25 protein-coding genes are annotated in these 24909 nt (G+C 71.5%); 10 read left to right on the top strand and 15 right to left on the bottom strand.

The genetic code is table 11. From position 1 onward, the window contains the following. The 4 genes from ACXN5W_RS18220 to ACXN5W_RS18205 form a co-directional block, all read left to right on the top strand. A partial coding sequence (locus ACXN5W_RS18220; protein WP_473159510.1) for a nitrite/sulfite reductase occupies positions 1-1360 on the top strand: 1360 nt, incomplete at its 5' end. A gap of 76 nt (positions 1361-1436) precedes the next feature. Next, a complete protein-coding gene (locus tag ACXN5W_RS18215; protein ID WP_473159509.1) occupies positions 1437-1592 on the top strand; it encodes a hypothetical protein in 156 nt (51 codons plus the stop codon). Positions 1593-1674: 82 nt separating this feature from the next. Then, the gene (locus ACXN5W_RS18210; RefSeq protein WP_473159508.1) at positions 1675-2442 is read left to right on the top strand and encodes a phosphoadenylyl-sulfate reductase; all 768 of its coding nucleotides are present in this window, start codon (positions 1675-1677) and stop codon (positions 2440-2442) included. A 185-nt stretch (positions 2443-2627) separates the two neighbouring features. Continuing rightward, on the top strand, positions 2628-3395 hold the full coding sequence (locus tag ACXN5W_RS18205; RefSeq protein ID WP_473159507.1) for a sirohydrochlorin chelatase: 768 nt from the start codon (positions 2628-2630) through the stop codon (positions 3393-3395). 130 nt (positions 3396-3525) lie between these two features. On the opposite strand, the gene ACXN5W_RS18200 is transcribed toward ACXN5W_RS18205, so the two are convergent. Further along, positions 3526-3783, bottom strand: coding sequence for a WhiB family transcriptional regulator (locus ACXN5W_RS18200; protein WP_473159506.1), 258 nt, complete (start codon positions 3781-3783; stop codon positions 3526-3528). Positions 3784-4217: 434 nt separating this feature from the next. Beyond that, entirely contained in the window at positions 4218-5162 is a 945-nt protein-coding gene (locus tag ACXN5W_RS18195; protein ID WP_473159505.1) for a diacylglycerol/lipid kinase family protein, read from the bottom strand. Here ACXN5W_RS18195 and ACXN5W_RS18190 point away from each other — a divergent pair. After that, the gene (locus ACXN5W_RS18190; protein WP_473159504.1) at positions 5161-5595 is read left to right on the top strand and encodes a hypothetical protein; all 435 of its coding nucleotides are present in this window, start codon (positions 5161-5163) and stop codon (positions 5593-5595) included. The genes ACXN5W_RS18195 and ACXN5W_RS18190 overlap by 2 nt on opposite strands. A 16-nt stretch (positions 5596-5611) precedes the next feature. On the opposite strand, the gene ACXN5W_RS18185 is transcribed toward ACXN5W_RS18190, so the two are convergent. After that, positions 5612-6016 (bottom strand): ATP-binding protein, encoded by a 405-nt coding sequence (locus tag ACXN5W_RS18185; protein ID WP_473159503.1) that lies wholly within the window; start codon positions 6014-6016, stop codon positions 5612-5614. A 133-nt stretch (positions 6017-6149) separates the two neighbouring features. After that, positions 6150-6557, bottom strand: coding sequence for a superoxide dismutase, Ni (gene sodN / locus ACXN5W_RS18180; protein WP_473159502.1), 408 nt, complete (start codon positions 6555-6557; stop codon positions 6150-6152). Between the two features lie 177 nt (positions 6558-6734). Between sodN and ACXN5W_RS18175 the strand changes: the two genes are divergently transcribed. The 4 genes from ACXN5W_RS18175 to ACXN5W_RS18160 all read left to right on the top strand — a co-directional run bounded on the left by ACXN5W_RS18175 (position 6735) and on the right by ACXN5W_RS18160 (position 11366). Further along, positions 6735-7070, top strand: coding sequence for a S24/S26 family peptidase (locus tag ACXN5W_RS18175; protein WP_473159501.1), 336 nt, complete (start codon positions 6735-6737; stop codon positions 7068-7070). 204 nt (positions 7071-7274) lie between these two features. Further along, positions 7275-8453 carry an NAD(P)-dependent malic enzyme gene (locus ACXN5W_RS18170; RefSeq protein ID WP_473159500.1) on the top strand — a complete coding sequence of 393 codons (1179 nt, stop codon included), beginning with the start codon at positions 7275-7277 and terminating at the stop codon, positions 8451-8453. 259 nt (positions 8454-8712) lie between these two features. Beyond that, complete coding sequence (locus ACXN5W_RS18165) at positions 8713-9675, top strand: zinc-binding dehydrogenase (protein ID WP_473159499.1); 963 nt, start codon at positions 8713-8715, stop codon at positions 9673-9675. A 347-nt stretch (positions 9676-10022) separates the two neighbouring features. Beyond that, a complete protein-coding gene (locus tag ACXN5W_RS18160) occupies positions 10023-11366 on the top strand; it encodes a hypothetical protein (RefSeq protein ID WP_473159498.1) in 1344 nt (447 codons plus the stop codon). 163 nt (positions 11367-11529) lie between these two features. On the opposite strand, the gene ACXN5W_RS18155 is transcribed toward ACXN5W_RS18160, so the two are convergent. The 4 genes from ACXN5W_RS18155 to ACXN5W_RS18140 form a co-directional block, all read right to left on the bottom strand. Then, the gene (locus ACXN5W_RS18155) at positions 11530-12195 is read right to left on the bottom strand and encodes an alpha/beta hydrolase family protein (RefSeq protein ID WP_473159497.1); all 666 of its coding nucleotides are present in this window, start codon (positions 12193-12195) and stop codon (positions 11530-11532) included. A 122-nt stretch (positions 12196-12317) separates the two neighbouring features. Continuing rightward, positions 12318-12509 carry a hypothetical protein gene (locus ACXN5W_RS18150; RefSeq protein WP_473159496.1) on the bottom strand — a complete coding sequence of 64 codons (192 nt, stop codon included), beginning with the start codon at positions 12507-12509 and terminating at the stop codon, positions 12318-12320. A gap of 22 nt (positions 12510-12531) precedes the next feature. Beyond that, positions 12532-13437, bottom strand: a complete 906-nt coding sequence (locus ACXN5W_RS18145) for an alpha/beta hydrolase family protein (protein WP_473159513.1) — start codon at positions 13435-13437, stop codon at positions 12532-12534. A 124-nt stretch (positions 13438-13561) separates the two neighbouring features. After that, positions 13562-13777 carry a hypothetical protein gene (locus tag ACXN5W_RS18140; RefSeq protein ID WP_473159495.1) on the bottom strand — a complete coding sequence of 72 codons (216 nt, stop codon included), beginning with the start codon at positions 13775-13777 and terminating at the stop codon, positions 13562-13564. A 124-nt stretch (positions 13778-13901) separates the two neighbouring features. On the opposite strand from ACXN5W_RS18140, the gene ACXN5W_RS18135 reads away from it, so the two are divergent. Further along, positions 13902-14063 (top strand): hypothetical protein, encoded by a 162-nt coding sequence (locus ACXN5W_RS18135; protein WP_473159494.1) that lies wholly within the window; start codon positions 13902-13904, stop codon positions 14061-14063. Between the two features lie 112 nt (positions 14064-14175). Here ACXN5W_RS18135 and ACXN5W_RS18130 read toward each other — a convergent pair whose 3' ends face one another. The 7 genes from ACXN5W_RS18130 to ACXN5W_RS18100 form a co-directional block, all read right to left on the bottom strand. Further along, positions 14176-15387 (bottom strand): acetate/propionate family kinase, encoded by a 1212-nt coding sequence (locus ACXN5W_RS18130; RefSeq protein WP_473159493.1) that lies wholly within the window; start codon positions 15385-15387, stop codon positions 14176-14178. Continuing rightward, positions 15384-17462, bottom strand: coding sequence for a phosphate acetyltransferase (gene pta, locus ACXN5W_RS18125; RefSeq protein ID WP_473159492.1), 2079 nt, complete (start codon positions 17460-17462; stop codon positions 15384-15386). The genes ACXN5W_RS18130 and pta overlap by 4 nt, the downstream gene beginning before the upstream one ends. Positions 17463-17860: 398 nt before the next feature. Continuing rightward, entirely contained in the window at positions 17861-18040 is a 180-nt protein-coding gene (locus ACXN5W_RS18120) for a DUF6104 family protein (protein ID WP_473159491.1), read from the bottom strand. A 122-nt stretch (positions 18041-18162) separates the two neighbouring features. Next, positions 18163-22164: a multifunctional oxoglutarate decarboxylase/oxoglutarate dehydrogenase thiamine pyrophosphate-binding subunit/dihydrolipoyllysine-residue succinyltransferase subunit gene (locus ACXN5W_RS18115; RefSeq protein ID WP_473159490.1), complete on the bottom strand. Its 4002-nt coding sequence runs from the start codon at positions 22162-22164 to the stop codon at positions 18163-18165. An 86-nt stretch (positions 22165-22250) separates the two neighbouring features. Then, positions 22251-23081, bottom strand: a complete 831-nt coding sequence (locus ACXN5W_RS18110; RefSeq protein ID WP_473159489.1) for an ABC transporter permease — start codon at positions 23079-23081, stop codon at positions 22251-22253. After that, complete coding sequence (locus ACXN5W_RS18105; RefSeq protein WP_473159488.1) at positions 23078-24016, bottom strand: ABC transporter ATP-binding protein; 939 nt, start codon at positions 24014-24016, stop codon at positions 23078-23080. Before ACXN5W_RS18105 ends, ACXN5W_RS18110 begins: the two co-directional genes overlap by 4 nt. Positions 24017-24135: 119 nt before the next feature. Further along, the gene (locus ACXN5W_RS18100) at positions 24136-24792 is read right to left on the bottom strand and encodes a hypothetical protein (RefSeq protein ID WP_473159487.1); all 657 of its coding nucleotides are present in this window, start codon (positions 24790-24792) and stop codon (positions 24136-24138) included. Positions 24793-24909 lie beyond the last annotated feature (117 nt).

Genomic DNA, 24909 nt, shown 5'->3' with positions numbered 1-24909 from the left:
CCTGGACCAGCTGCGGACCGTGGCCGAGATCTCCGAGCGGTACGCCCGGAACACCGCCGACATCACCGACCGGCAGAACATCCAGCTGCACTGGGTCCGCATCGAGGACGTCCCGGAGATCTGGCGGCGGCTGGAGGCCGTCGGCCTGCAGACCACCGAGGCGTGCGGCGACTGCCCCCGGGTCATGATGGGCAGCCCGGTGGCGGGCGTCGCCGAGGACGAGGTGATCGATCCGACACCGATGCTGGAAGAACTCGTCCGGCGGTACGTCGGCAACCCGGAGTTCTCCAACCTGCCCCGCAAGTTCAAGACGTCGATCTCCTGGCTGGCGGACGTCCCGTACGAGGTCAACGACATCGCCTTCCTGGGCGTCGAGCATCCCGAGCACGGGCCCGGCTTCGACCTGTGGGTGGGCGGCGGCCTGAGCACCAACCCGATGCTGGCCCAGCGGCTCGGGGTGTGGGTGCCGCTGGCCGAGGTGCCGGAGGTCTGGGCCGGAGTGACCGGCATCTTCCGCGACTACGGGTACCGCCGGCTGCGTAACCGGGCCCGGCTCAAGTACCTGGTCGCCGACTGGGGCGTGGAGCGGTTCCGGGACGTGCTGGAGAAGGAGTACCTGGGCCGGACCCTGCTCGACGGCCCGGCGCCGGAGCTGCCGGAGAAGCCCATCGACCACATCGGGGTGCACCCGCAGCGCGACGGTCGCCGGTACGTGGGGGTGGCTCCCGTGGTGGGTCGCACCTCGGGTTCCCAGCTCGCCGAACTCGCCGACGTGGCGGCCACCCACGGCAGCGGCCGGGTCCGGCTGACGCCGTACCAGAAGCTGCTGGTGCTGGACGTGCCGCCGGAGCGGGTGGATTCGTTGGTGGTGGAGTTGCGCCGGATCGGTCTGGAGGCCGAGCCGTCGACCTGGCGGCGCGACACGATGGCCTGCACCGGCATCGAGTTCTGCAAGCTGGCCATCGTCGAGACCAAGGCGCGTGGCGCGGACCTGGTGGCCAAGCTGGAGGAGCGGCTGGGCCGGGACGAGCTGGGCGACACGGAGATCACCATCAACCTGAACGGCTGCCCGAACGCCTGCGCCCGGACCCAGACGGCGGACATCGGGCTGAAGGGGCAGCTGGTGGTCGGCCCGGACGGCCGGCAGGTGGAGGGCTTCCAGGTCCACCTCGGCGGTGGGCTGGGCATGGCCCGGGACCGCAGCGGCGGGTTCGGCCGCAAGCCGCGGGGTCTGAAGACCACCGCCGAGGAGCTTCCCGGGTACGTCGAGCGGCTGACCCGCCGGTACCTGGCGGCCCGGACCGACGGCGAGTCGTTCGCCCAGTGGGCGACCCGGGTCGACGAAGAGGAGTTGCGATGAGCGAGCGCAGCGAGCTCATCATCAGGTTCGGTGCGGTGGAGCCTCATGACGGGTCCGAGCGCGGCGAGGAGCCGTCATGAGCGATCGGGTCGTCCCCTTCTACTGCCCGTACTGCGGGGACGAGGACCTGCGGCCGCACGAGGACACCCACGGCGCCTGGGAGTGCCGCGCCTGCGCCCGGGTGTTCACCATCCGGTTCACCGGGTTGCTTTCCAGGGAGGTCAACAAATGAGCGATCGTGAGAGGCTCAGTGTGCGGCGCCGACCGGGACGCGGTGTAGGCGCAATCGTCGGGCACGACGCCGGGAGGCTGTCGTGAACGCCCCGGTTCCCGCCACGAGCCTGGGTCTGGTGCGGCTGGGCCCGGTGGGCGCGACCACCGAGCCGGGTCGTCGTACCGCGGCGGAACTGCGGGAACTCGCCGAGCGCGCGGGTCGCGAGCTGGCGGAGGCTCCGGCCGAGCGGATCATCGAGTGGGCCGCGGAGACGTTCGCGGACCGGTTCTGCGTGACCAGTTCGATGGCCGACGCGGTGCTCGCCCACCTGGTGTCCCGGGTCGTTCCGGGGGTGGAGGTGCTGTTCCTGGACACCGGCCTGCACTTCCCGGAGACGCTCCGGGTGCGGGACACGGTGGCCCGGACCCTGCCGGTCACGGTCCGGTCCATCCGGCCCGGCCGGACCGTCGGTCAGCAGGACGGCGAGTACGGTCCCCGGCTGTTCTCCCGGGCTCCCGACGAGTGCTGCGCGCTGCGCAAGGTGGAGCCGCTGGAGCGGGCGCTGGCCGACTACGACGCCTGGGCCGCCGGGCTGCGCCGGGACGAGTCGCCGACCCGGGCCAACACGCCGGTGGTGGGCTTCGACCCGCAGCGCGGCAAGGTCAAGGTCAACCCCATCGCCGCGTGGACCCAGCAGGACGTCGACCGTTACATCTCCCGGTGGAACGTCCCGGTCAACGAGCTGTTCCGGCAGGGCTACTCCTCCATCGGGTGCTGGCCCTGCACCCGGCGTACCAAGGCCGGTGAGGACCCCCGGGCGGGGCGCTGGGCGATGTTCGAAAAGACCGAGTGCGGCCTGCACACGTGAGGCCACCGTCGCGGGGGGGGGGGGGGGGGGGGGGGGGGGGGGGGGGGGGGAGGGAAGGAGGGGAGCGGGGGGGAGGGGGACGGGAAACGGAGGGGAGGGCAGTGTGAGGGGGGGGAGGGGGCTTGGTTCGTCGCCCTTTAGCCCCCCCCCCCTTCGCCGCTTGCTGCGGTTACCCGGCCCCATCCGTGGAACGGGCGCCGGTGGTGCTGGTGGTGCACGGCAGCCGCGATCCGCGGGCGGCGGCCGCGACCGAGGCACTCGCCGGGGCCGTCCGGGCGGCCGGTCCCGGTACGTCGGTCCGGACCAGTTATCTCGACCATGCCGGCCCTCGCCCGGGGGAGGTGCTGCACGCCCTCCAGACCGACGGCCATGACCGGGCGACGGTGGTCCCCGTGCTCCTGACGGCGGCGTACCACCGGCGGGTGGACATCCCGGAGGCCGTCGCGGCGGCCCGGAGCGCGGGTCTGCGGATCCGGGTGCGGATCGCCGACGTCCTCGGCCCGGTCGGCGGGCCGGTGGACGGACTGCTGCTGTCGGCGGTCCGGCGCCGACTCGCCGAGGCCGGCGGGGCGGACGCGGATGCCCTGGTGCTGGCCGCGGCCGGCAGCCGGGACGCCGGGGCACGGTCGGAGGTCGAGCGGGTCGCCGCGGCCCTCGCCGTCGCCACCGGGTTGCCGTGCCGGGCGGCGTACGCCTCGGCGTCCCCGCCGACCTCCGCTGAGGTGGTGGGCCAGCTGCGGGCCGAGGGCGCCCGCCGGGTCGCGGTGGCCGCCTACTTCCTGGCCCCCGGCCGGCTGTACGCGACGGCGGTCTCCGGCGCGCTGTCCGCCGGGGCGGTGGCCGTCGGCGAACCACTCGGCGCGGCTGAGGAGGTGGCCCGATTGGTGCTGTCCCGAGCCGACGCGGCAGAGCGCGGGTCGATCAATAACGCGATTCAACAATATCCGGGATAGGCGAATCATATTCTCAACGTGTGCTTGCGGTGACGGATTGTCATTGATCGTTGAAAGTGGGTCGGACAGCGCGCAGCGCCCCGGGGATCATCTCCCCGGGGCGCTGTTGGCTGTGCGTTGCGGATTTTTCTCAGGCGGTATGAGCGCGCAGGACCCGCAGGCCGCCGCGGCGCTTGACGGCACGCCGCTCTTCCTCGCTCATTCCGCCCCAGACGCCGGCGTCCTGACCGGAGTCGAGTGCCCACCGCAGGCACTCGTCGGTCACCGAGCAGCGCCGGCAGACGGCCTTGGCCTGCTCGACCTGCAAGAGCGCCGGTCCGGACGTCCCGATCGGGAAGAACAGCTCCGGGTCCTCGTCGCGGCAGGCAGCATGGTGGCGCCAGTCCATGGCGGCAACACTCCTCGTTCTTGGCTGGGTAGCGGTGCTTTTCTGGTGCTCTTTCTTATATGCATCCGCATTGCTGACCGCAACGGAATGCATCCGTCCGCTCAGCAGTGCGTGAGCAGGCCGTTAAGCCAGTGGGACCGTATTCCCTGTTGTGTGAACGACTGGCGCGCACACGGGTCATGTCCCGGTATCAAGTTCGCTTGTGAATGCTTTCACGAACTCCAGCGATGTCAAGGGTAACGCTCGGAAAATCTCCGAGCAGGTGAGCTAGCTCACGGCCCTTTTGTCCGGATCTTCGTTCCTCCGGGACCCCTCGCTGGCACAGCCGGACTTCAATATAGTACGGTCCGCGCGACATCGCTGACATTTCCGGCACTTGCCACCTCCTCGGTTGGCTTCTTCCGGCCATCGATGAAGGTAGCCGTACCCCAGGCTCAGCAGATTACTCTTAGTGCTTTGGGTACGGAGGTAAAACGTACCTTCTCCCGCTCCCCAAGGTAGTCACCATCGAGCTGAAACGCCTGTGGACGTGCCGCGACCAGCGTGAACTCGCCCAGGTCATGTAGCCGAAGAACCTGCTTACCGCGCGGGTCGGCGTGTCGCGACAGGATCTGCGTCACGGTCCGTGTGGTACTCGGCACATGGAGCCGATGCAGCGCCAGCAGATCGAGGCCCAGATCGAATGACGCCGCCGGATTGGGATTCACCTCACGCTCGCCGAGGAAGGTCCAGGGCGCGGTGTTCTGAATGACGACCGTGGCGAGATCCCGCACCGCAGGCTCCCCGGGACGTTCCAGGGTGATGGCCGGATGCCGGCGCTCGGTCCCGATCAGGAACTGCTGCACCGTCGCGGTGAGATAGAGCACCGGAGTCGAGCGCCGACCCCGGTGCCGGGCCCGCTCGACCCGACGTACCACGGCGGCGTCCAGGCCGAAGCCGGCGCAGAAGGTGAAGTACCGGTCGTCGGCCCGGCCGAGGCCGATGGTCCGGGACCGGCCGGACCGCAGTGCCTCCAGGATCGCCGCGGCCCCCTCCGACCACTCCCGAGGCATTCCGAGCGCCCGCGCGAAGACGTTGGTGGAGCCGCCCGGCACCACGGCCAGGCCCGGCAGTCGACCGGCGGGCGGCCCGGCGTCCGGCGCCGCGGGCGCGCTCATCAGGCCGTTGACCACCTCGTTGACGGTGCCGTCACCGCCGAGGGCGACGACCAGGTCCACCCCGTCGAGCGCCGCTGCCCGCCCGAGCGCGACCCCGTGACCGCGCCGTCGGGTGTATTCGACGGTGAGATCGACCTCGCTGCGCAGGGCACGGACGAGGATGTCCCGGCTGCGTTCACTCGTGGTGGTGGCCTTCGGATTGACGACCAGGACGGCCCGCATGGCCGGCACTGTACTCCGCCCGTACCCGGGTATCGTTCGGCTCGTGACCAACGACGCCGACGTTGCGCCCGCCACCCTGCGCTGGGCGGTGTGGCTGCTGCGGCTCGAGGCGGTGGGACTGGGTCTGGTGGTGGCCTATCTGGTCTACGCCGATCTCACAGCCAGCGCGGTTGACCTCGTCTCGGCCCTCATCGTGACCGGATTCGCGCTGGGCGCGGCGATCGTGCTCTGGCTGCTCGGCGCCGCGTTGGCGGCCCGCCGGGCCGGAGCGCGGGCGCCGGCGATCGTCCTGCAACTGATGCTGCTACCGGTCGGCTACTACATGACCCAGGGCGGGCTCGGCTGGCTGGGCGTACCGCTCATCGTCCTCGGCGTGACGGTCTGCGGCCTGCTGGTCAGCGGTCCCAGCACCCGGGCGCTCGGCGTCCACTGACGGATCCGGCGCCAGGTCAACGACCCCCACCGCGGCGGGTGAGCAGAGCGATCGTGGCCTCGTCGCCGGTGACCGTGGCGGACGCCGACGTGGTGAGAGCGGTCAGCACCTTCCAGGCGAACGACGACTCCGGCGGCAGACGCGTGCCCGACCGGACCGGAACGCTCACCTCGACGGTGAGGGCGTCCTCGGTCACCCCGAACCGGCAGCGCAGCTCGGCGTTGCGACCCGCGATGGCCAGCAGCATGGCGCAGGCCTCGTCGACGGCGATCCGGAGATCCTCGATCTCGTCCAGCGCGAAGTGCAACCGGGCCGCCAGCCCAGCCGTCGCCGTCCGCAGCACGCCCAGGTAGCCACCGTCGGCGGGCACCGTGAGCAGGACGACGTCGTCGTCCGTTGGTTGCGTGCTCAGTTGCGTCACGGCGCACCTCCGAAGTCGGACTCTACCCGCTCCACGGCCGGGTCGGTTCGGCGACGACGGCCGGTACGCCCTTGCGGACGTACCGGCCGGGTCGGTCCGACGTGCCCGGCGGGTGGCCCGGCACGTCCGGCGCTCACGCCTGCTTGGTCTCCCAGAAGATCTTGGCGATCTCGTCGACCTTGGCCAGCAGCTCGTCGGCCTTGGCGGGGTCGGTCGACGCCTTGGCGCCACCGCCACCACCGGCCAGCTTGGTGGCCTCGTTGAACAGCTGGTGCAGGTTCGGGTACTTCTCGAAGTGCGCCGGCTTGAAGTAGTCGGTCCACAGCACCCACAGGTGGTGCTTGACCAACTCGGCGCGCTGCTCCTTGATGATCAGTGCCCGGGTACGGAACTCGGGGTCGGTGTTCGCCTGGTACTTCTCGCAGATCGCCTTGATCGACTCAGCCTCGATCCGGGCCTGCGCAGGGTCGTACACACCGCACGGCAGGTCGCAGTGGGCGCTGGCAACGAAACGTGGCGTGAGGATGCGGGGAAGTCGCATCAGGACCCTCCTGGGAATGTTTGCGATGATCCAAGGCCGAACATTACCCCCGCGCGGGTTCCCGCGGGCGGGGACAGTGCCGGCCGCGCCCCCCGGCCGGGCGACTCACCAGAAGGCGGGTCCCGGTGCCGGGACGGCGTACCGGACAGGTCCCCCAGGGACGAAAGGTGAAACCCGATGGGCGTGACACCGCCGGCCGGCCCCCTGTTCGCCGTACTCGTCAAGGGGCCGTCCATGGCCCCGACGCTGCGTCACGGCGACGCGGTGCTGGTGCGGCGCGGGGATCGCCGCATCCGGCCCGGCGACGTGGTGGTGGCCACCTTCCGGTCCCGGCCCGACCTGCCGGTGGTGAAGCGGGCGGTCCGGGCGGTCGACGGCGGATGGTGGCTGGTCGGCGACAACGAACTGGTGACCGACGACTCCCGGGCGTACGGCGTGGCCGACGTGCTCGGCCGGGTGGTGCTGCGCTATTGGCCGCGTCCGCGCCGGCTGGCTCGTTACCGTTCGGTATGACCCCGCTCACAGAGGGCTGCCAACGGCGGCACTATGCTGCCAGGAATCCGCCCGGGTGATCCCCGGTGCCAGCACCGACCGTCATCGCCGACCGGCGTGGAGATCGGCCGGTCCCCACCGACGATCGGCATCGGACCGGCCGTTTCCCTCGGCCGGTCGAAATCCGATCGCGGGTTCATCCGACGACGTTCGCTGGAGTCCGTCATGTCATCGTCCATCGTGGATCCGTCTGATCCGGTGTTCGACCTGCACCGGGGTGGCAAGCTCGCCGTGGCCGCCACAGTCCCGCTGACCAGCCGGGAAGACCTCTCCCTGGCCTACACCCCCGGAGTGGCCCGGGTCTGCGAGGCCATCGCCGCCGACCCGGCCCTGGTCAACGACTACACCTGGGTCTCGCACACGGTCGCGGTGGTGACCGACGGGTCCGCCGTACTGGGCCTCGGCAACATCGGCCCCCGCGCGGCACTGCCGGTGATGGAGGGCAAGGCCGTGCTGTTCAAGCAGTTCGGCGGGGTGGACGCCGTGCCGATCTGCCTGGACACCCAGGACAGCGACGAGATCATCGCCGTCGTCCGCGCCCTGGCACCCTCGTTCGGCGGCATCAACCTCGAGGACATCAGCGCGCCACGCTGCTTCGAGATCGAACGCCGGCTGGACGAGGAACTGCCGATCCCGGTCTTCCACGACGACCAGCACGGCACGGCGATCGTGGTACTGGCGGCCCTGCGCAACGCGGCCACCCTGCTCAACCGCAAACTGGGCGACCTGCGGGTGGTGCTCAGCGGGGCCGGTGCCGCCGGGGTCGCGGTCACCCGCATGCTGGTGGCCGGCGGCGTCGACCCGGCCGAGGTGGTGGTCTGCGACTCGCGCGGCATCATCCACCGCGACCGCCCCGACCTGACGCCGGTCAAGACCGAACTGGCCGAACTGACCAACGCGGCGGGCCTTACCGGCGACGTCGCGGCGGCACTGCGCGGCGCCGACGTGCTCATCGGAGTCTCCGGCGGGCAGATCTCCGCCGAGGCGGTGGCCGCGATGGCGCCCGACGGCATCATCTTCGCGCTGGCCAACCCGACCCCCGAGGTCCACCCCGAGATCGCCGCCCGGCACGCGGCCGTGGTCGCCACCGGCCGCAGCGACTACCCCAACCAGATCAACAACGTGCTCGCCTTTCCCGGCGTCTTCCGGGGCGCCCTGGACGCCCGGGCCAGCCGGGTGACCGACGGGATGAAGGTGGCCGCCGCCGACGCGATCGCGCAGGTGGTCGCCGACAACCTGACGGCGGACGCGATCGTCCCGTCGCCGCTCGACCCCCGGGTGGCGCCCGCCGTCGCGGAGGCGGTGGCCGAGGCGGCCCGCCGGGACGGGGTGGCCCGCGCCTGAGCTTCTCCTCCGTCGGGCCTTGGGTTCCGTCGGGTCCACTTGAGGGGGCGGGTTCCGCCGGGGCCGCCTGCGGGGCGGGTTCCGCCGGGCCCGCCTGCGGGGCGGGTTCCGCCGGGCCCGCCCACTCTGGGCGGTCAGGCTTGATCCCGTCGTGGGCGGGCCCGGCGGAACCCTCGGGTGCGCTGGTGGGTTCGGCGGGCCGGCTTGGGCGGGCGCTGGTGGGTTCGGCGCTTTTGGCCGGCGGGTGGGCGCTGCTAGCGTGCGGATCATGCGTGCCGCCTACGCCACCTCGTTCGACGCCGCCGACCCGCTCGCCGCGTTGGCCGTGGGTGACCGACCGGAGCCGGCCCATCCGGAGCCGGACTGGGTGACGGTGCGGGTACGGGCGACGTCGCTGAACCACCACGACCTCTGGTCACTGCGCGGTGTGGGGCTGTCCGCCGACCAGCTTCCGATGATCCTGGGCTGCGACGCCGCCGGCGTCGACCCGGACGGCAACGAGGTCGTCGTCTATCCGATCGTGCCCGACCCGGGTGACCCGCGAGGAGTGTCGATCCTCTCCGAGAACCACCCGGGCACGCTGGCCGAGCTGGTCGCCGTACCCCGGGCGAACCTCGTACCGAAGCCCGCCGAGCTGTCGTTCACCGACGCGGCCTGCCTGCCGACCGCGTGGCTGACCGCGTACCGGATGCTGACCAGCAAGGGGCGGGTGGACGAGGCCGACGCGGTGCTCGTCCAGGGCGGCGGCGGTGGGGTGGCCACGGCCGCCGTGGTGCTCGGGATCGCGCTGGGCAAGCGGGTCTACGCGACCAGCCGGGACGCCGGCAAGCGGGACCGGATCGCCCGGTTGGGCGCCACGGCGCTGGAGCCCGGGGCCCGGCTGCCGGAGCGGGTGGGCGTGGTCATCGAGACGGTGGGCGCGGCGACCTTCGAGCACTCGTTGAAGTCGGCGGCTCCGGGAGCGCGGATCGTCGTCGCGGGGGCCACCGCCGGCCACGAGGCCACCGTCAACCTGCGCCGGGTCTTCGCCATGCAACTGGAGATCCTCGGTACGTCGATGGGCACGCCCGCCGAACTCGCCGACCTGATGGCGCTCTGTGTGGACCGTGGCATCCGTCCGGTGGTCGACCGGGTCGTACCGTTCTCGCGGGTGCCCGAGGCGTTCGCCCGGCTGTGGTCAGGGGACGTCTTCGGCAAGGTCGTCATCGATCACTCGGCCTGACGGCAGGCTCCGGTGCCCCGAGGTGGGGTGCGGACGACTGTCGCCGGTCCGACACGCTGGTGCTCCGCCATCTGAAAATTCGGCGGCTGGTCTGCGGGTCCCGTCGGACACGCCGGTGGATAAGCGCCGGAAAATGCCAGGATAAGTTCTGGAAAAGGTCCTCTTCAGGTGGGCTAAAGGTTTCCTTCACGATCTTTGGTTGATAAAACTCCGGATCTATGAATTTCGCTATAGTCCGCCTCGCTGGGAACTGATCCCGGACAATGCAACTGTCGAGGGGACCAATCTTGAACCGCATCGCGAAGTACGACGGAACCGCTCGCCGGTCGGGGCGGCAGGAGTCCCGGGTGCCCCGCTCCCTGATGGTGTCGATCCTGGTCGCCGCGCTGATGGTGGTCGCCGGGGTGGGGGTGGCCACGGCCGGTGAGCGGGGTGGGCCGGTCACCGTGCTGAGGGCCGGAACGGTCCTGGACGGCAGGGTGATCGATGGCTACATCCATGTTCGGGCGGACAATGTGACGATCCGGAACTCGGTGGTCCGGGCCGGCGGCGGTTATGCCGTACGGATAGCTCCGGACGTCACCGGGACGGTGATCGAGGACACCCGGATCTATTGCACCGGGTCGGCGACGAACGGGATTGCCTTCGGCAACTACACCGCCCGTCGGGTCCGGTTGGTCAATTGTCCGGTCGGTTTCCGGTACGGACCCTCGGCCCCCGCCACGATCACCGGGTCCACCTGGAACGGCAAACCGGTCGACACCGACGCCGAGTTGGGTGCCGGGACCGGGCCGGACGGCACCGGCGCCCGGTCGGCCACCGGAACGGCACCGGCGACCGACTCGGGAGCCGCCAAGGTCGCTCGGAGCACCACCGAGGTCGCTCGACTCGCCGCCGACGCGGTCGCGGACGACGCCGACGCGCCGGCCGGTGCCACCACCGCGGCGCTGCCCGGTGGGTTTCCCTCGGCAGCCACCACCGGCGTACCGACCGGCACCACCCTGCGGGCATCCGGTTCGCTCACCGTGTCGACCCCGGGACAGGTGGTCAGCGGACTGAACGTCAGCGGCTGTGTGACGGTGGCCGTGAACAACGTGACGATTCGCAGGACGCGCATCAGATGCGGCGGCAACTACGCCATCCGTACGATGCCCGGGGTCCGGAACCTCCTGGTCGAGGACTCGGAGATCGACGGCCTGCGTACCAACGCCGCAGCGGTCTGCTGCGCCAGCTACACCCTGCGTCGGGTGGACATCGGCAACGTCATCGACGGTCCCCGACTGGGCGATGGCACGGTGATCGAGGACTCGTGGATCCACCACCTGGCCCGGGTTGGTGCCTCGCACAACGACACGTTGCAGACCACCGGCGCGGTCAACATCGTGGTCCGGCACAACCGGCTGGAGGCGTACAACCCGGTCACCCGGGACCCGATGAACGCCTGCCTGATGGTCGGTTCCACCACCGCGCCGATGGTCGACAACCTGCTGTTCGCGAACAACTACTGCACGGGCGGGAACTTCTCGATCGGGGTACGGATCGACCTGCGGGGCCGCAACATCCGGTTCACCAGCAACGTCTTCGGGCACGACTGCCGGTACGGCGTCATCGACCGGCCCAGCCAGGCCGGGATCATCTGGGACCAGCCCAGCAACCTCTGGGCGGACACCGGGCTGGCGGTGGTGCGCTGAGCGCCGAGCCGGTGGTGTGCTGAGCGCCGAGCCGGTGGTGCGCTGAGCGCCGAGCCGGTGGTGCGCTGAGCGCCGAGCCGGTGGTGCGCTGAGCGCCGAGCCGGTGGTGTGCTGAGCGCCGAGCCTCGGACCGGCCGGGGCGCCGCGCCGACGGTCCTCGACGTCACAACCGGTCGTCGAGGACCGCCAGGCCGCCCCGGGTGGCCTCGGCCGGCAGCCGCCGCCGGGCGTCCGCGTCGCCGTACAGCGTCCAGCGCAGGAATTCGAGGGTGCTGTCCGCCACCACCCGGAACGCCGGGTTGCCGGCGCGGGCCAGGGAGCCGCCATGGTCGCCCGAGGGCAGGCTGAGCATGGCCTTGGGCCACGGCACCGCGTCGTACGCGGCCTTGCCGGCGGCGTACGAGACCACGTCATCCCGCTCACCGTGTACGAAAAGCTGCGGTGCGGCCGCCCCGGCGAAGCCGGTACCCACCCCGAGCGCGCTGCCCGCGAGGACGATGCCGGCGTCGAGCCGGTCGTCCCGGTCCGCCGTGAACAGCCCCACCGTGGTCACCCCGCCGGCCGAGTGCCCGGCCGCGGCGACCCGGTCGGTGGCCAGGTGGCCACGCAGCGGATCGCCAGCCCGGCCGTCGAGGGCCAGCACCGAGGTCAGGACGTACGACGCGTCCGCTGGCTGGTTGAGCACGTCCAGGACGTCGAACCGGGCCGCCTGCCGGCTGGTGTGCGGGTAGGTGGGCGCCGCCACCACGAACCCGGCCGAGGCCCAGGCCGAGAGCAGCAACTCGTAGTCCGCCGGGCGGGCGGACAGGCCGTGGCTGAACAGCACCACCGGGAAACGTCCGGCGGCGACCGGAACGCCGCGTCGCGGGTGGGGTGTGGCCGAACCGCTGCCGGTCCGTCCGCCGGTGGCGGGGTACCACACCGTGACGGGCAGTGACCGGTCGTTCCGGCTCAGCCGTACCTCCCGGACCCCCACCGGGAAGCCGCGCGCCGGCGCGTGCCCAGCGGGGCTGGCCGACGTCTGGCCGGTCGCGCGTCGACCCTGGTCGGGGGCGGGGTCGGCCGATCCGGTCCGCTGGTGCAGCCGCCCAGCGTGGTCAGCAGGACGGCGGCGCCGACGGCGGCGGCGTGACGACGGGACATGAACCCGATTGTGCCTCGCCCGTCACAGCCGGTCGTCGAGGCTGGCCGCCCCGGACCGGTTCGCGTCCACCGGCAGGCGCTGCCGGGCGGCCTGATCGTCGTAGAGCCGCCAGCGCAGGAAGTCGGTGGTGGCGGCCATGGTCTCGACGAATCCCGGCCGGCCGGGCGAAAGGTAGCCCGAGTGACCCTGACCGGAGAGGGTCAGGAACGCCTTGGGCCAGCGGACCTGGTCGAAGGCGGCCCGCCCGGTCCGCAGCGGTACGGTGCCGTCCCGGTCGCCGTGTACGAACAACAGCGCGGCCGGCGGCCCGCCGAACATCCCGCGCATTCCGCCGGCGATGATGATGCCGCCGCGCAGCGCGGTGGGCCGGGCGGAGGTGAACAGCCCGGCCGTGGTGTAACCACCGGCCGAGTGACCGGCGGCGACCACTCGGGTGGGGTCCAGGTGCCCGGCCAGCGGATCGCCGGGGGTGCTGTCCAGCAGGCCCACCCGGCGGATCACCAGCCAGGCGTCCGCCGGTTGGTTCCGGACGTCCGACCGGCTGAAACTCGCGGTCCGCCGGTTGGTGTGCGGGTACGCGGGCGCCGCCACCACGAACCCGGCGGCGGCCCAGCGGCGGGCCATCTCGGCGTGCAGTTCCGGAAGGCTGACCAGGCCGTGGCTGAACAGCACCAGCGGGAAACGGCCGGCGGCGACCGGCGCGTCGGAGCGGGGCAGCGCGTCGACCGCGCCGCCGGTCGCCGGATACCAGATGGTGGTCGGCAGGGGGCGGCTCGTGCCCCGGGCCAGCGCGATGCTGCGGACGCCGACCGGGAACTGACGCTCCGGTGCCCGGCCCGCCGGGTCGGCCGGCGCGGTCACCGGCGCGCCCACCGGTACGGTCGCGGCCACCGCGCCGCCGCAGCCGGCCAGCAGGACCGCCAGCATGGCGGCAACCAGCACCGACGGAATCAGTTTCACGTTCACCATCATCACGGTAGGTGTTACCCGGACCGCGGGGACCGCCTTTCCGGTCGCTACGGCGAGGCCGAAAGGAGGATTACGCCCCGTTTCATCCGGCGAGCCGGCTCCAGCACCACTTAAGCAGTTCGACCGTGTCGCCGGCGCGTTCCGATCCCTGCGCCGCGCCGGCATTGTCCAGGGTCACCGCCAACGCCCCGACCGCCAGCACCACCACGAGGGCGCCCAGCGCCCACCGGAGCATCTCCGGGCGGCGCCAGGACCGTCGACGCGACAGGGACCGGACCGGCAGCGGAAAGATCGTCATGCCCTCACGGTAGGCGCGGGTGAGGACCCCGATCGATCCCGCAAGCACCCCGACCGGCGGTGGGAAATCCCGACCGTACGGGTGGGGACAGCCCCACCCCGTCCCGTTTCGCTATGGTCGTCGCATGTCCGACACCCATGCCGACCCGAGCGGCAACACCGAGGCATTCCGCGCGTTCGCCACGGAGCCCGAGGCGGCTGCCCCGCAGCCCTCCCGGCTTCCCCTGATCATCGGGATCGCGGCCGTCGTCGTGGTCGTCGCCCTGCTGGCCTGGCTCGTCCTCTGAGCGGTAAGGAAGGGTCCCCTCTTATCGCTTCTTGTGTAGGAAGGGCCCCTTCCTAACGCCCGTGACGCCGAACGGTCTCCACAGGCTGACGGGTCGTCGAAAGGGGTTCTTCCTAACTCCCGTGGCCGCTGAGCACCGCCGCGGTCTCCCGGGCGATCTCCCGTTCCTCGTCGGTCGCGACCACGCAGACCGCCACCTCGGCGCCCGGCGGAGAGATGAGCCGGTCCCCGGAACCGGCGTTCCGGTCCGGGTCCACGGTGATGCCCAGCCGGTCCAACCCGGCCAGGGCCTCGGCCCGGACCTCGGCCGCGTGCTCGCCCACCCCCGCCGTGAAGGTGACCGCGTCGAGCCGGCCCAGCAGCGCGTAGTACGCGCCCACGTACTCACGGATCCGCCGGCAGTACATGTCGAACGCGAGGACCGCGTCGGTGTCCCCGGCGGACCGCCGGCGCAGCACCTCGCGCATGTCGTTGGCGCCGCACAGCCCGAGTAGACCGCTTCGGTGGTTAAGCAGGTCGTCGATCTCGTCCACCGCCATTCCGGCCTCGCGGCGCAGGTGGAAGACGACAGCGGGGTCGATGTCACCGCTGCGGGTGCCCATCACCAGCCCCTCCAGCGGGGACATTCCCATCGAGGTGGCGACGCTGCGTCCGCCGGCCACCGCGCACGCGCTCGCGCCGTTGCCCAGGTGCAGCGTGATGACGTTCGTCCCGGCGTACGGGCGGTCCAGCAACCGCGCGGTGCGCCGCGACACGTACGAGTGGGACGTGCCGTGGAAGCCGTACCGGCGGATCTGGAACCGGTCGGCGGTCGCCGTGTCGATCGCGTAGCGCGCGGCGGTCTCCGGCAGGGTCCGGTGGAAGGCCGTGTCGAAGACCGCGACCTGCGGTACGTCCGGCAGCAGCCGCCGGGCCACCTCGATGCCGGTCAGGTTCGCCGGATTGTGCAGCGGTGCCAGCGGTACCAGGTCGCGGATGGCCCGTTCCGCCTCGTCATCGAGCAGCGTGGGCTCGGTGAACCGGATGCCACCGTGTACCACGCGATGCCCGACCGCGCCCAGTCCGGTCAGGTCCAGCCGGTCCAGCACCGCGCGCAGGGCGCTCTCATGGTCCGCCGGCCCGTCGCCGGCCTCGCCGATCCGCTCGACCACACCGCCGTCGAGCACGGTGTACCGGTCCAGCTCAGCGTTTCCGTCCGGCCCGGCGTTTCCGTTCAGCTCGGTGTCCCCGCCAGACCCGGCGTCCCGGTCGGGCTCGGCGTTTCCGTCGAAGAGCCGGTACTTGACCGACGACGAGCCGCAGTTGAGCACCAGCAGCCGGCTCACCGGTCCTCCTCCGCGGCGGCCTGGATGGCGGTGATGGCCACCGTGTTGACGATGTCCGGCACGGTCGCGCCCCGGGACAGGTCGTTCACCGGTCGGCGCAGCCCCTGGATCACCGGACCGACGGCCACCGCGCCGGCCGAGCGCTGCACCGCCTTGTAGGTGTTGTTCCCGGTGTTCAGGTCGGGGAACACGAAAACCGTCGCCCGCCCGGCCACCGGACTGTCCGGCAGCTTGGTGGCCGCCACCCTCGGGTCGATGGCCGCGTCGTACTGGATGGGGCCCTCGACCAGCAGATCCGGACGGCGCTCCCGGACCAGCGCCGTCGCCTGGGCGACCTTGTCGACGTCCGCGCCGGAGCCCGAGGTGCCGGTCGAGTACGACAGCATCGCCACCCGGGGCTCGACACCGAACCGGGCCGCCGTCTCCGCCGAGGAGACCGCGATGTCGGCGAGCTGCGTGGCGTCCGGGTCGGGAATGATCGCGCAGTCGCCGTACACCAGCACCCGGTCGGCCAGCAGCATGAAGAAGACGCTGGAGGCCACCGACACTCCCGGCCGGGTCCGGATGACCTCGAACGCCGGCCGGATGGTGGCGGCGGTGCTGCGGGTGGCGCCGGACACCATGCCGTCGGCCCGACCGCACCGGACCATCATGGTGCCGAAGTAGTTCGGATCAGCGACGATGTCCCGGGCGAGGTCCAGGCGTACCCCTCGATGCTGCCGCAGCTCGGCGTAGCCGGCGGCGAACTCCTCGCGCCACTGGCTGGTGGCCGGGTCGACCACGTCGGCACCGGTGAGGTCGACGCCGAGTTCGCGGGCCCGCCGGGCCACCTCGACGGGCTCGCCGAGCAGGGTGAGGTCGACGACGCCCCGACGGAGCAGGATCTCGGTGGCCCGCAGGACGCGCTCGTCGCCGGCCTCCGGCAGCACGATCCGCCGCCGGTCGCCCCGGGCCCGTTCCAGCAGGGCGTTCTCGAACATCAGCGGGGTGACCCGGGTGGACCGGGTCACCTGGAGCCGCCGGGACAGCTCGTCGGTGTCCACGTGATCCTCGAAGGCACCCAGCGCGGCCTCCACCTTGCGCGGGTTGGCGGCGCTGAGCCGGCCCTCGATCCGGCTCGACGCGGCCACCGTGTCGAAGCTGTCGCTGCGCACCGAGAGCACCGCCAGGCCGGTGTTCAGGCCCGCCAGCACCCGCATCACCCGGGCGTCCGGCCGCTCGCCGAGGGTGAGCACGAGACCCGCCAGCGAGACCTGACCGGCCACGTGCGCGGCACCGGCCGCCAACACCAGGTCCGCGCGGTCGCCCGGGGTGATCATCAGGGCGCCGTCGGAGAGGTGGTCGAGCAGCGTCGGTACGTGCGCCGCACCGACCACGAAGTCCAGGACGTCCCGGCTCAGCGCCGCCGCGTCGCCGACCAGCCGGGTGGCGCCCAGCGCCTCGGCCACCTCGGCCACCGTCGGCGCCGAGACGGTCGGCACCTCGGGAACCGCGTACGCCGGCACCGGCAGGCCCGGCAGCGTCATCGGCGCCGCCACCCGGTTGGCCAGCACCGCCAGCACCGTCGCGCCGAGGTCTTCCAGATCGTGGTACGCGCTGCGCGCCGCGCCGCGCACCGCCTCGGTGTCCTGCCCGAGTCCGTCCACCACCGGAACCACCACGCTGCCGAACTCGTTCGCCAGCCGGGCGTTGAAGGCCAGCTCCCGGGGCAGCCCACCGTGCCCCGTCTCCGGGGCGTCGTCGAAGTCGCTGCCGATCACCACGACGGCCGAACACTCCCGCTCCACCGCGCGATAGCGCTCGACGATCCGACTGACCAGTTCCTCCCGTCGGCCGTCGGCGACCAGTTCGGCCGCCTCGGCGTAGGTGCTGCCGGCCAGCGCCTCGACCGGCAGATCGACCCGGTACCGGGCGGCCAGCAACGTCAGGATCTCGTCCCGGCCCGGCGCCGTGACCAGCGGTCGGAACACGCCGATCCGCCCGACCTGACGGGAGAGAAGTTCGGTCAGGCCGAGCGCGATGGTGGACTTGCCGCCGCCGTGTCCCAGACCGGCGACGTAGACACTCCGAGCCACTCCCCGAACCTACAAGATCGCCGCCCGCCCCGCCCGGGTCCTTGGTCCCCAACCAGGCAGCGGCGCGGGGATTCCGCTGGTGGGTGGGATTCCGCTGGTGGGTGGGATTTCCGCCGGCCCCACCCACTCTGGGCGGTCAGGCTTGATCCCGTCGTGGGTGGGGCCGGCGGAAATCCCACTCGGCGTGCGGTGGCGGGTCGGCGGAAGTCCCACTCGGTGTGAGGTGGCGGGTCGGCGGGAAACCCCTCAACCAGAGGCGAGTGGGCAGGCCAAGTCCGGCCACGGTGCGGTCAGGGATCTGGGGAGCCCAGCCGCGGAGGGATCAAGCCTGACCGCCCGGAGCGGCTGGGCTCCCCAGATCCCCTCCTTGATCCCCCCACCGGATCCGCTCGAAGCAGCTAATCCTCGTCCGGGTCGTCGAGCCGGGCCAGCCAGGTCGCGAAGCGCTCGATCGGCGTCTCGAACTCGGGATTGAGGTCGACGAAGTCCCGCAACCGCTCGCCGAGCCAGTCCAGCGTGACGCTCTCCTCGCCGCGCCGCTCGACCAGTTCCTCGATGCCCCGGTCGGTGAAGTACATGGTTCTCCTCGATGTGGTTCGTCGGTCGGGCCGTCGGGCCGTCGGGCCGTCGGGCCGTCGGGTCAACGGCGGAACGGCTCCACCCGGCGTACCGGATGGAGCCGTTCCGACATGCGCCGTTGTCAGGGCCGGGGGAGGGCCGCCTCGATGAGGGCGTTCTGCTCGGCCTCGTGCAGCTTGGTGGAACCCACCGCCGGAGCCGCCGCCGCGGGCCGGGAGATCCGCCGCAGGCGTACGGCCTCCAGGTGCTCCAGCAGGTTGAGCGCGACGAACGACCAGGCGCCCTGGTTGGCCGGCTCCTCCTGGACCCACGCGAAGTCCTCGGCGCCCTGGTACGTGGCGAGCGCGGCGCGGACCTCCTCGACGGGCAGCGGGTAGAGCTGCTCCAACCGGACGATCGCGGTGTCGGTGATCTTCCGCTCGGCGCGGGCCGTCACCAGGTCGTAGTAGACCTTGCCGGAGCAGAGCAGGACCCGCCTGACCTCCTCGGGGCGTACCTCCGTGTCCGGGATGACCGGCCGGAAGGTGCCCGAGGTGAACTCCTCGACGCCCGAGACGCAGAGCTTGTGCCGCAGCAGCGACTTGGGCGTGAAGACCACCAGCGGCTTGCGCTTCGGCGACAGCGCCTGCCGGCGCAGCAGGTGGAAGTGGTTCGCCGGGGTGGTCGGGATGGCGACCCGCATGTTGTCCTCGGCGCACATCTGCAGGAACCGTTCCGGGCGGCCCGAGGTGTGGTCCGGACCCTGGCCCTCGTGTCCGTGCGGCAGCAGCAGCGTCACGGCCGACTGCTGGCCCCACTTGACCTCGCCCGACGAGATGAACTCGTCGACCACCGACTGGGCCCCGTTGGCGAAGTCGCCGAACTGGGCCTCCCAGGCCACCAGCGCCTCGGTGTTCTCGACCGAGTAGCCGTACTCGAAGCCCATGGCCGCGTACTCGGACAGCAGCGAGTCGTGTACGAAGAACCGGCCCCGGGTGTCGTCGGCGAGCGTCGACAGCGGGAAGTACTCGGCGCCGTCACTGGAGTCGACCAGCACCGAGTGACGCTGGACGAACGTGCCGCGCCGGGAGTCCTGGCCGGCCAGCCGGACCGTGATCCCGTCGTGCAGCAGGGCGCCGAACGCGATGATCTCGCCGAACGCCCAGTCGATGTCACCCTCGACGGACATCTTGGCCCGCTTGTCCAGCAGCTGCCGTACCCGCTTGTGCGGGGTGAAGCCCTCGGGCAGTCGGACGTGCGCCTCGCCGACCCGACGGATCACCTCGGCGTCGGTGGCGGTCTGGACCTCGGGTTCCGGCTCGGGCTGCCGGCGCTGCCGGCTCGGCTGGCGGGCCGACGAGGCGGCGTCCCGGGTGGCCTTGAAGACCCGTTCGAGCTGGGACTGGAAGTCCCGCAGCAGCTCCTCGGCGTCCTCCACGGTGATGTCGCCGCGCCCGATCAGCTCCTCGGTGTAGAGCTTGCGGACCGAGCGCTTCGAGTCGATGATCTTGTACATCTCCGGGTTGGTCATCGACGGGTCGTCGCCCTCGTTGTGCCCGCGCCGGCGGTAGCAGACGAGGTCGATGACCACGTCCTTGTTGAACGCCTGCCGGTACTCGAAGGCCAGCCGGGCGACCCGGACCACGGCCTCCGGGTCGTCACCGTTCACGTGGAAGATCGGCGCCTGGATCATGCGCGCCACGTCGGTGCTGTAGAGACTCGACCGGCTGTGCCGGGGCGCGGTGGTGAAACCGACCTGGTTGTTCACCACCACGTGTACGGTGCCGCCGGTGCGGTAGCCGCGCAGCTGGGACAGGTTGAGGGTTTCGGCGACCACGCCCTGACCGGCGAAGGCGGCGTCACCGTGCACCGCCAGCGGCAGCACGGTGTAGCCCTCCAGCTTGAGGTCGATCCGGTCCTGCTTGGCCCGGACGATGCCCTCCAGCACCGGATCCACGGCCTCCAGGTGGGACGGGTTCGCCGTCACCGAGACCTTGATCGAGTGGTCGCCGCCCGGGGTGGTGAACTTGCCGACCTGGCCGAGGTGGTACTTCACGTCGCCCGAACCCTGGGTGGAACGGGGGTCGAGGTGGCCCTCGAACTCCGAGAAGATCTTCTCGTACGGCTTGCCGACGATGTTGGCCAGCACGTTGAGCCGGCCGCGGTGCGCCATCCCGATGACGACCTCGTCCAGTCCGTCCTCGGCCGACGCCTCCAGCACCTCGCCCAGCAGCGGGATCAGCGACTCGCCGCCCTCCAGCGAGAAGCGCTTCTGCCCGACGTACTTGGTCTGCAGGAAGGTCTCGAACGCCTCGGCCGCGTTGAGCCGGTTGAGGACGTGCTTCTGCTCCTCGGGCGTCGGCTTCTGGTGCGGCAGTTCGATCCGTTCCTGGATCCAGCGGCGCTCCTCCGGGTCCTGGATGTGCATGTACTCCACGCCGACCCGGCGGCAGTAGGAGTCCCGCAGCACGCCCAGCACCTCGCGCAGCTTCATCTTCTGCCGGCCGGCGAAGCCGGCGACGGGGAAGCTGCGGTCCAGGTCCCACAGGGTGAGCCCGTGCTCCAGGACGTCCAGGTCCGGGTGCTTCCTGATCTTGAACTCAAGCGGATCGGTGTCCGCCATCAGGTGCCCGCGCACCCGGTACGCATGGATCAGCTCGTGTACCCGGGCGGTCTTGTTGATCTGACCCTCGGAGCTGACGGCGACGTCGCGCATCCAGCGCACCGGCTCGTACGGGATGCGCAGCGAGGTGAAGATCTGGTCGTAGAAGCCGCGCTCGCCGAGCAGCAGCTCGTGCATGACCTTGAGGAACTCGCCGGACTGGGCGCCCTGGATGATCCGGTGGTCGTACGTGCTGGTCAGCGTGATGATCTTGCTGACAGCGTGCTCGGCCAGGGTCTCCTCGGACATGCCCGCGTAGGGCGCCGGGTACTCCATGGCGCCGACGCCGATGATCGTGCCCTGGCCCGTCATCAGCCGCGGCTGGGAGTGCACCGTACCGATCCCGCCGGGGTTGGTCAGCGAGATCGTCGTACCGGCGTAGTCCTCCATGGTCAGCTCGTTGCGCCGGGCCCGGCGGACCACGTCCTCGTACGCCTGCCAGAACTGGCGGAAGTCCATCCGCTCGCAGCCCTTGATCGACGGCACCACGAGGGTGCGCGACCCGTCCGGCTTCACCAGGTCGATCGCGATGCCCAGGTTGACGCGCTCCGGCTGGACCACCGCCGGCTTGCCGCCGACCGTGGTGAACGCGTAGTTCATCTCCGGCCGCTCGGACAGCGCCCGGACCATCGCGTACCCGATCAGGTGGGTGAAGCTGACCTTGCCACCGCGCCCCCGGGCCAGGTGGTTGTTGATCACGATCCGGTTGTCGACGAGCAGCTTCGCCGGGACGGCGCGCACGCTGGTCGCGGTGGGCACGGCGAGCGAGGCGTCCATGTTCTGGACGATCCGGGCGGCCACCCCGCGCAGCGGGACGGTACGTACCTCGGTGTCCGACCCGGTGCCGTCGGTGGCCCTGGGCTCGTTCTTGGCGGCCGGCTCCCGGTTCCCGGCCGCGGTCTTCGCGGCGGCCGGTGCCGGCGGGGTGGTCGGGGCCTTCGGCGCGGTCGCCCGGCCGTCCCCGGCCGCCTTGTCGGCGGCCGGCTGCGGTTTGCCGGCGGGCGGTTGCGGGCTGGCGGCGGGTGGTGACTGCTTGGCGGTCGGGGCGCCCGGCGCGGCCTTGGCGTCGGTGGCGGCCCTGGCGCCCTTGGCGCCGTCCGCCGTCCCGGTGTCGTTGGCGGCGGTCGGTGCGCCGCCCGTGGCGGCCGGTGCCCGGCCCACGGTGGTGCTCGTCCCGGCGGTCTGCGCAGCGGTCGTGGTGGATCCGCCGTCGGGCGCGCCCACCGGACGGTAGTCGGCGAAGAACTCGTGCCAGGCCGAATCGACGCTTGTTGGGTCGGCGAGGTACCGCTGGTACATCTCCTCGACGATCCACTCGTTCGGGCCGAAACCCGCCAGTGGGTTCTCCTGCGAAGTCTGCTGGGTCGACACGGCCAGTAATCGCCTCTTTCGTGGTGTCTCGCGGGTCTGCCGCCCCGTCAGGGCGGACTCCGACGACCCGTTCCAGGCTACGCCGTACGGTAACCGGCAGCATTTCCGCATCGGCCCCGTGTCGGTTTTCACAACCCCTGCGGATTACCACGGCCGGGGGCCGCCGCGAGCACGCGACGGCCCCCAGGTCCCGCGGTTCAGGAGATGTCGCGAGTCCGTACCACAAGCGTTCCGATCAGCCCGGTGACCACGGCGTACGCGATCAGCACGACCGCGCCCACCCACTGCGGCGGGCTGCCGGGCAACTCCGTGCCACTGATCATCAATCCGGAGGCGATCGACGGGATGATCACCTGGAGCTTGCCCACCCACTCCCACTTCTGCTGGAGCAGGCTGAAGATGATCCCGGCGGCGAAGGTGCCGAGCACGTACGCCAGCGCCGCGGTCACGGTGGCCCCGATCTGGCTGCGGATCAGCACCCCCAGACCGACGCCCAGGATGCCCCACAGCACGTACGCCAGCAGGTTGAGCAGGATCGGCCGGGTCGTACCCCAGTCGCCCAGGTGATCGGCCACCCCCTCCGAGTGCAGGAAGACCAGCCCGGCCGGGATGGAGAGCACCGTGGTGAGCAGCCAGATCATCGCGCCGAACAGCGCCGCCGTCACGAGCTTGGCGAGCACCACGGCGCTGCGGTGCGGGGTGGCCAGGAACGTGGTGGTGGCGGTCTGGTGGTGGAACTCGTTGGTCACCACCAGGATCCCGAGCAGCATCACGAACAGCAGGCCGAAGAACTGGCCCGAGGTGTAGAGGTTGGCCGCCTGGTAGAGGCTGTCGGCCTGGGCGCGGATCTGCTCGATCTGGTCCGGCGAGGCGTCCTTGGGGATCTCCGCGGCGGCCTTGAGCACGAAGTGCGCGCTGATGGCGTTGAAAGCGAACGCCAGGATCAGCATGACGAACGCGCCGAGGCCGAACAGCCACCAGGTGTTGGTCGTACGGATCTTGAGTAGCTCGGACCGGACCAGACTCATCGGATCCCCGCCTTTCCGGCCGTCAGCTCCAGGAACACGCCCTCCAGGTCGGGGCGTTCGGTGGTCAGCTCGTGCAGCTCCACCTGGTTGGCCAGGGCCGCCCGGCCGATCGCCGGGGCGTCCAGACCGGCCACCAGCAACAGGCCGTCGGCGCCCTTCTCGACCGTGACGTTCTCGCCGCCGAGCGCGCCGGCCAGGACGTCCGACTGGGGCGTACGGACCCGGACCCGGGTGGTGTGCGCCATCGAGCCGATCACCTCGTCGACCGGGCCCTGCCGGACCAGCTTGCCGGCCGCGATGATCACCACGTCGTCGGCGAGGAGCTGCATCTCGGACAGCAGGTGGCTGGAGACCAGCACCGTACGACCCTCGCCGGCCAGCGACTTGAGGAACCCGCGCATCCACCGGATGCCCTCGGGGTCCAGACCGTTGGCCGGCTCGTCCAGGATCAGCACCCGGGGGTCGCCGAGCATCGCCGCGGCGATACCGAGCCGCTGCTTCATGCCCAGCGAGTAGCCCTTGAACTTGCGCTTCGCGGCGGGCGTCAACCCGACCAGGGCCAGCGCCTCGTCCGCCCGGCTCCGGGGCAGCCCCGCGGCGGCGGCGATCACCCGCAGATGGTTGATGCCGGTCCGGCCCTTGTGCGCGCTGGACGCCTCCAGCACGGCACCGACCTGGCGGAGCGGATCACTGAGGTCGGCGTACCGGTGACCACCGATGGTCGCGGTCCCGGCGGTGGGGTGGACCAGGTTGAGGAGCATCCGGAGGGTGGTCGTCTTACCGGCGCCGTTCGGCCCCAGGAAGCCGGTCACCCGGCCGGGTGCGACGGTGAACGACAGATTGTCGACGGCCCGGACGTTCTTGTAGTGCTTCGTCAGGCCGGAAACGACGATCCTGCCATCTCCGCTCGTGGGGCTTCGCTGCCCGTCGGTCATTTCACTCCTCCCGTGCGGCACGGCCCCGATGGCCGCGCCGTTGCACAGCGTGACTGGTTGACGGGGTCCGGTCAATCAGGATCGGGATGGATCCGCTTCTCCTTCTCAGGTAGGACCGCTCAGACGGCGATCCAGGTGGCCCGCGCGGATCCGAGCGGCTCGCCACCCGGTCCGTACAGGGTGGACCGGACCAGCGCCTTGCGACCGCGTACCTCGACCATGGACCCGGTCACCACGCAGGCCGAACCCGGTGCCGGGACCCGCCGCACCACCGCCGCCATCCGGCCGAGCACGTACGGGCGGCCGGGTGCCAGCACGGCCCACCCGCCGGGACAGTCCAGCGCGGCCCACACCGTCACCGCGGCCGCGCCCACCGGCACCACGAAGGGCGCCGCGGTACGCCCGTCCGGCAGCCGACCCGGGAAGATCCGTAGCCCGTCGGCCCGCTCGGGTCCGCACACGTAGCAGGTGGGAAAGGGATGCTCGACGAAGCCGGGATAGTCGACGGCCACCGCCGCCGCCGTGTCGGGGTCGACGGGTGGCTCAACCTCGTCGGCGAACACCGGCACCCGGCCCAGCTCGGCCACCAGCTCGCCGTCCGGGTCGCGGACCGTGTCGCCGTCGAGTCGCAGCGGCGTCTCCAGCGGCGGTGGCCGGCGCAACGTGACCTCGACGGCTGCGCCGGCGCCGGCCGGGTACGCGGCGGCGAACAGCCCGGCCGCGTACCCGCCGTTAGCGGATCCGGGCGGGCCGTTGTACCGACCTTCGATGATCATCCGCCCAGCCTACGGCCGGTGCCGACGCGCGGCGGGCCCGGTGGGCGTTCCGTTCACCGGATCGACATCCGGCCAACCGGCGGGCGACACGTCGGCGGCAGCGAGCGGCCCTACACA

It is taken from the genome of Plantactinospora sp. A48, assembly GCF_055793945.1.
This window is presented reverse-complemented; position numbering and strand designations above follow the sequence as displayed.

Bases quoted from the DNA above. Each gene is read 5' to 3' on its own strand.
- ACXN5W_RS18215 (WP_473159509.1), top strand. From the start codon at position 1,437: ATGAGCGATCGGGTCGTCCCCTTCTACTGCCCGTACTGCGGGGACGAG.
- ACXN5W_RS18200 (WP_473159506.1), bottom strand. From the start codon at position 3,783: ATGGACTGGCGCCACCATGCTGCCTGCCGCGACGAGGACCCGGAGCTG.
- ACXN5W_RS18190 (WP_473159504.1), top strand. From the start codon at position 5,161: ATGGCCGGCACTGTACTCCGCCCGTACCCGGGTATCGTTCGGCTCGTG.
- ACXN5W_RS18195 (WP_473159505.1), bottom strand. From the start codon at position 5,162: ATGCGGGCCGTCCTGGTCGTCAATCCGAAGGCCACCACCACGAGTGAA.
- sodN (WP_473159502.1), bottom strand. From the start codon at position 6,557: ATGCGACTTCCCCGCATCCTCACGCCACGTTTCGTTGCCAGCGCCCAC.
- ACXN5W_RS18175 (WP_473159501.1), top strand. From the start codon at position 6,735: ATGGGCGTGACACCGCCGGCCGGCCCCCTGTTCGCCGTACTCGTCAAG.
- ACXN5W_RS18170 (WP_473159500.1), top strand. From the start codon at position 7,275: ATGTCATCGTCCATCGTGGATCCGTCTGATCCGGTGTTCGACCTGCAC.
- ACXN5W_RS18150 (WP_473159496.1), bottom strand. From the start codon at position 12,509: ATGTCCCGTCGTCACGCCGCCGCCGTCGGCGCCGCCGTCCTGCTGACC.
- ACXN5W_RS18145 (WP_473159513.1), bottom strand. From the start codon at position 13,437: ATGCTGGCGGTCCTGCTGGCCGGCTGCGGCGGCGCGGTGGCCGCGACC.
- ACXN5W_RS18140 (WP_473159495.1), bottom strand. From the start codon at position 13,777: ATGACGATCTTTCCGCTGCCGGTCCGGTCCCTGTCGCGTCGACGGTCC.
- ACXN5W_RS18135 (WP_473159494.1), top strand. From the start codon at position 13,902: ATGTCCGACACCCATGCCGACCCGAGCGGCAACACCGAGGCATTCCGC.
- ACXN5W_RS18120 (WP_473159491.1), bottom strand. From the start codon at position 18,040: ATGTACTTCACCGACCGGGGCATCGAGGAACTGGTCGAGCGGCGCGGC.
- ACXN5W_RS18115 (WP_473159490.1), bottom strand. From the start codon at position 22,164: ATGCGGAAATGCTGCCGGTTACCGTACGGCGTAGCCTGGAACGGGTCG.
- ACXN5W_RS18110 (WP_473159489.1), bottom strand. From the start codon at position 23,081: ATGAGTCTGGTCCGGTCCGAGCTACTCAAGATCCGTACGACCAACACC.
- ACXN5W_RS18105 (WP_473159488.1), bottom strand. From the start codon at position 24,016: ATGACCGACGGGCAGCGAAGCCCCACGAGCGGAGATGGCAGGATCGTC.
- ACXN5W_RS18100 (WP_473159487.1), bottom strand. From the start codon at position 24,792: ATGATCATCGAAGGTCGGTACAACGGCCCGCCCGGATCCGCTAACGGC.